This is a genomic window from Methanoregula sp., from assembly GCF_003170075.1.
Classification (GTDB): domain Archaea; phylum Halobacteriota; class Methanomicrobia; order Methanomicrobiales; family Methanospirillaceae; genus Methanoregula.
Genome location: NZ_PMZU01000050.1, coordinates 365 through 5,740 on the forward strand (window position 1 = coordinate 365; position 5,376 = coordinate 5,740).

Consider the following 5,376-nt stretch of genomic DNA (forward strand, 5'->3'; position numbering starts at 1 on the left):
CGTACCGTCAACGAGGACTGCTATGCGATGCAGAAGTGGGCCCGGGTCGCGTTCAAGACCAACAATGTCGACAACTGCGCCCGGATCTGCCATGGGCCGTCTGTTGCCGGTCTCTCCCTGTCCTTCGGGTCAGGTGCAGCCACCAACCCGTTCGAAGATGTCCTGAACTCCGATCTGATCGTCCTGTGGGGTTCGAACGTTGTCGAAGCGCACCCGCTGGCCGGCAGGCGTGTGATGCAGGCAAAGAAGAAGGGGATCCCGATCATTGTCATTGACCCGCGGTACAGCGCAACGGCACGGCTGGCGGATGACTGGTTAAGGTTCAACCCGTCCACGCACATTGCGCTAGCCAACTCTATGATGTACTGGATCATCAAGGAAAACAAACAGAACAAGGAGTTCATCGAGAAGCGCACGAAGGGCTTTGAGGACCTCAAAAAGATGGTCGAGAAGTATGCCGATGTCGAGAAGATCACCGGTGTCCCCACAGAGCGGGTAAAAGAGATTGCATTCAAATATGCAGCCGCAAAGAACGCCGTTATCATCTACTGCCTCGGTATCACCGAGCTCACCACCGGTACCGATAACGTCCGTTCGATGGCCAACCTGTCGATGCTCTGCGGCAACATAGGACGCCCGGGTGTGGGTGTGAACCCGCTCCGCGGCCAGAACAACGTGCAGGGTGCCTGCGATATGGGCGCGTACCCGAACGTGTACTCCGGTTACCAGGCCTGTTCATCAGCTGAAAACCGTGCAAAGATGGAGAAGGCATGGGGAGTCACAGGCCTGCCAGACTGGTACGGTCAGACCTTAACCGAGCAGATCAACCAGTGCGGGGATCCCATCAAGGCGATGTATATCCTTGGCCTGAACCCGGTGGTCTCCTACCCCGATTCGAACCATGTGAAGGCATCGCTGGAGAAGCTCGACTTCTGTGTCATACAGGATATCTTCTGGACCGAGAGCTGCCAGTACGCGGATGTCATTCTGCCGGGCGCATGCTTTGCCGAGAAGGACGGGACGTTCACGAGCGGCGAGCGGCGCATCAACCGCGTCAGAAAAGCCGTCGATGCCCCGGGCGAATCAAAGATCGACTATATGATCTTTGGCGAGCTTGCAAAGAAAATGGGCCTTAAGGGCTTTGACTGGAAGACCGGACAGGATGTCTGGGACGACATGCGGGCATGTACCCCGTCCATGTTCGGGGCGACCTATGAAAAGATGGAGAAGCCTGAGTCCGTTCACTGGCCCTGCCCAACGGTCGAACACCCGGGAACCCCGATCCTCCACAAAGAGAGGTTCTCGGCACCTGACGGCCTTGGAACCTTCTTCGGTCTCGAGTACCGCCCACCTGCGGAAGTGGCGGATGCAGAGTATCCCTACACGCTCATGACCGGACGTTGTATCTTCCATTACCACACAAGAACCCAGACGGACCGCTGCGAGGTGCTGCACTACGAGGTACCCGAGTCCTATATCCAGATCAACACGCAGGATGCAAAAGAGCTCGGCATAAAGCAACACGAAAAGATCAAAGTTCGCAGCCGCCGTGGTGAAACGATCACTATTGCACGTGTGACGGATGATGTCGGCCCGAAAGTTCTCTACATGCCGATGCACTTCGACCAGGGTGCGAACAACCTCACCAACACAGCACTCGACCCGCTGTCCAAGATGCCGGAGCTGAAGCACTGTGCCGTTGCCGTTGAGAAGATCGTCAAGGAGGCCTGAACATGGTAAAGAAAGGCGACATGCTCTATGCCTGGACCAATGACGCCGAGATCCAGAAGAAGGCGGAACTTGGCGGTGCTGTCACTTCACTCTGGAAATATGCACTTGAGTCCAAGACTGTTGACGCGGTGCTTGCCGTGACAAAAGGCGTTGACCTCTACGATGCAAAACCGGTCGTCATCACCGACCCCAAAGACCTTGTAAAAACCGCCGGTTCGCTTCACTGCGGTACCCTGCTGATGCCCAAACTGATCAAGAAATACCTTGGCGGCACCCACCACACAAAGATCGGTGTCACCGTCAAGGGCTGCGACGCGATGGCATTCTACGAACTGGCCAAGCGTAAGCAGCTCGACCTTGACCGGATTATCATGATCGGCGTCAACTGCGGGGGGTCGGTCAGTCCGGTCGCTGCACGGAAGATGATTGCTAACAAGTTCGAGGTCGACCCGAACACGGTCCACAAGGAAGAGATCGACAAAGGGCAGTTCATCATCGAGTACGAAGGCGGACACAAGGGTATCTCCATGGATGAACTTGAAGAGGCAGGCTACGGCCGCCGGGCCAACTGCCGCCGCTGCAAGATGAAGGTGCCCCGTCAGGCCGACCTCGCCTGCGGGAACTGGGGTGTCATCGGGCCCAAAGCCGGCAAGGCAACCTTTGTCGAGGTCTGCTCCGAGAAGGGTGCAGCCCTTGTTGACGGTGCCGTAAAGAAGGGTATCCTTGCGACTGAACCGGCAAACCCGAAGGGTCTCGAGATCCGGGGAAAAGTCGAGGGCACGATGATGAAGCTCGGCGAGAAGTGGCGCAAGAAGGACTTCGAAGGACTTGGCGACGGCAAGGAGCGCTTAAAGAAGATCATGAGCGAAACGTCCCGGTGCATGAAGTGCTACCAGTGCATCGAGCAGTGCCCGATCTGTTACTGTGTCGACTGCACCACGAAGAACCCGGTCTACGTCCCACCCGGGGAACTCCCGGTCAGCTTTATGTTCCACCTGATTCGGTATGCTCACATCGCAGATTCCTGCGTGAACTGCGGCCAGTGCGAGGAAGTCTGTCCGTCGGAGATCCCGAACGCATTATTCATGCACGCCCAGCAGGTCGAGCTTGAGAAGATGTTCGGTCATATCCCGGGTGTCAATATGGAACTGCCGCTTATGGCCTATGTTGAGGAAAAACAGGAACGGGCCCGGCTTAAAAACACTGGCAGCGACATGATCTACGAGAACGTGTTCAGCCCGGTGCCGAAGAACTAAAATCTTTTTTTAGTCCTGAAAATCCGGGCGGATAGAAAAATTACCCGCCGATTTTTACCGCCATGTTAATCCGTCTTTTCGCAAGACAAAATTGTATTGCGCATTCTGCCAGTTCGCGCCGTTCACTGCTCCTCAAGCACATGAACGGCCGTTGCCTTAAATGACACCCAGCATTTCATGCCCCGGGTCAACCCGAGATCTTCTGATGACTGGATGGTTACAAGAGCTGTGATGTCAATACCACAATCAACAATCACATCGACAAATGGCCCTGAGGGCACCATATTTTTTATTATACCACGGAACACATTCCGGGCACTGGTTTTTACGCTCTGCTCCAAGTGGAGTGTCACATCTTCTGCACGGAACAGGATAGTGACTTTTGTTCGTGGAAGAAAAGGAGTGACTGCGGCAATAGGTTTTCCGGCAACGTCAATGATCGCTTCACCGTCATGGTTTTCTGTGATGACGCCCGCATACATATTTTTAACACCGACAAAACGGGCGATATTGGTTGTCGTAGGCTGGTGGAATATCTCTTTTGTCGTCCCCACCTGGGGCAGAGCACCGTCCATGATGACACCGATCCGGTGGGCCAGGCGTTGCCCCTGGATCATGTCATGCGTGCAGATGACGACCGTAATCCCCTTCTCGCGGTTTAGCCGGATAATGATTTCCTCGATCCGTTCTGCTGATACCGGATCGAGATTTGTGGTCGGCTCATCGAGAAAGAGAATCTCCGGCTCGGTTACCACAGCCCGGGCAAGCGCCATCCGCTGACCCTCCCCCCCCGAGAGTGTGCGTGCGGATCGTTTGCCGTAACCAGCGAGCCCCACCGCATCAAGGGTCTCGGTCACGGCCTTGGAAATTTCGGGCTTTGTCTTCCTGCGGTACTCCATACCGAGTGCAATATTATCAGAGACCGACCGGCTAAAGATAACCGGTTTCTGGGAAAGGAGCGCCATCCGCCGCCGGAGAGGGAACTTCGCATCAGGGACCAGGGCATCGGTCCCAAAGATCGTAAGCCTGCCCCCAGTTGGTTGTTCAATAAGATCGAGAAGGCGCAGGAGCGTGCTCTTGCCAGAACCGCTTGGGCCGATAATCCCGAAGATCTCCCCGGATCGAATCGAGAAAGATACGTCCCGGATCACATCCCGCCCATCATAGTTCTTAAAGAGGGTGTGTGTCTCTATTGCGCTCGTACTCATGGTATCCCGTGCACCTTTTTATGAGTTCCACGAATTTTTCCACAGGGATCCCGACTGGATCATATTCAGGCCAACATTCACGATCACTGCCACGCCAAGGAGGATCAATCCAAGTGCAATCGCTAACGAAAAATCGCCCTGCGAGGTCTCGAGGGAGATGGCTGTTGTCAGGACACGCGTTCCCGAGAGGAAGTCACCGGGAAATGCACGGATGTTTCCCCCGATGATCATGGCAGCTCCGACTTCGGAGATGGCACGACCGAATCCCAGGATGACTGCTGCAAGGATTGCAAACCGGGCTTCCTGGATAAGGGTAACAACAGCCTGGAATTTTGTTGCCCCGAGGGATAGTATGGAATGCCGCATATCCTTGTCAATCCCGCTTAAGGCGGTGATGGTCAGACCGAGAATAAGTGGTGTGACCAGAATCATCTGGGCAAGAATCATCCCCTGGGGTGTAAAAAGAAAATCGAGAAAACCAAGCGGTCCCTGATGTGAGAGGAGCAGGAACAACAAAAGTCCGGCAAGAACGGTCGGAAGGGCATACAAGGTCTGGATGATATTGATCACCAGCCGTTTTCCAAAAAAATCATGACAGTAGATGTAAGCGCCGGCAGGAATGGAGATAAGGGCAGATAAAAATGTGGAGGTTAACGAGACAATGAGGGTAAGAATCGTTATCCCGACCACTTCGGGATTTAAGGATACGATGAGTTGGATCGCCTGAATAAACCCATCTATAATTTCGTTTACCATAATCGCTAACTATCAATTAACTACGTTCATCAATATATGTGATGTTCTTCGTAGCGATTATTACATAAAAAATCCTGTTTGGGAACACTAGTCCTGGTAAACAACACAGGGCAGGACATGTTTCAAAGAAGTTTAAATTAAAATTTTGATAAATTCAATCCCTTTTGTTCCACAATGATGGATGGACAATGACCTTTTCTAAAGAAGGTACACAATCCCATTTTATCCAATGCTTGTTCTGGCGGTAGATCGTGATCCATGTAATCCTAAAAACAACGTCGGATGTTTATGTAAAAATATTGATTCACAATATATGTTAATTTTTTTCATAAGGGGTTAAGCTGAAAAGATTAAATTAAATGCCTTTAATTACAATTTGGAGGCTGAAAATCACAATGACTAAATAACATTATTCAGTTAATATA

At 52.7% G+C, this 5,376-nt stretch carries 4 protein-coding genes; 2 read left to right on the plus strand and 2 right to left on the minus strand.

Annotated elements, in window-relative coordinates; translation table 11 throughout:
• Together fdhF and QZN75_RS06315 are read left to right on the plus strand one after the other, a co-directional pair.
• Positions 1–1,731: formate dehydrogenase subunit alpha (gene fdhF / locus QZN75_RS06310; protein ID WP_292426223.1), on the plus strand; the 1,731-nt coding region annotated here is incomplete at its 5' end.
• A 2-nt stretch (positions 1,732–1,733) separates the two neighbouring features.
• Positions 1,734–2,987, plus strand: a complete 1,254-nt coding sequence (locus QZN75_RS06315; protein ID WP_292426226.1) for a Coenzyme F420 hydrogenase/dehydrogenase, beta subunit C-terminal domain — start codon at positions 1,734–1,736, stop codon at positions 2,985–2,987.
• Between the two features lie 122 nt (positions 2,988–3,109).
• Here QZN75_RS06315 and QZN75_RS06320 read toward each other — a convergent pair whose 3' ends face one another.
• The gene (locus tag QZN75_RS06320) at positions 3,110–4,195 is read right to left on the minus strand and encodes an ABC transporter ATP-binding protein (RefSeq protein ID WP_292426229.1); all 1,086 of its coding nucleotides are present in this window, start codon (positions 4,193–4,195) and stop codon (positions 3,110–3,112) included.
• Positions 4,196–4,213: 18 nt separating this feature from the next.
• The gene (locus QZN75_RS06325) at positions 4,214–4,951 is read right to left on the minus strand and encodes an ABC transporter permease (protein WP_292426232.1); all 738 of its coding nucleotides are present in this window, start codon (positions 4,949–4,951) and stop codon (positions 4,214–4,216) included.
• Between the last annotated feature and the right edge of the window lie 425 nt (positions 4,952–5,376).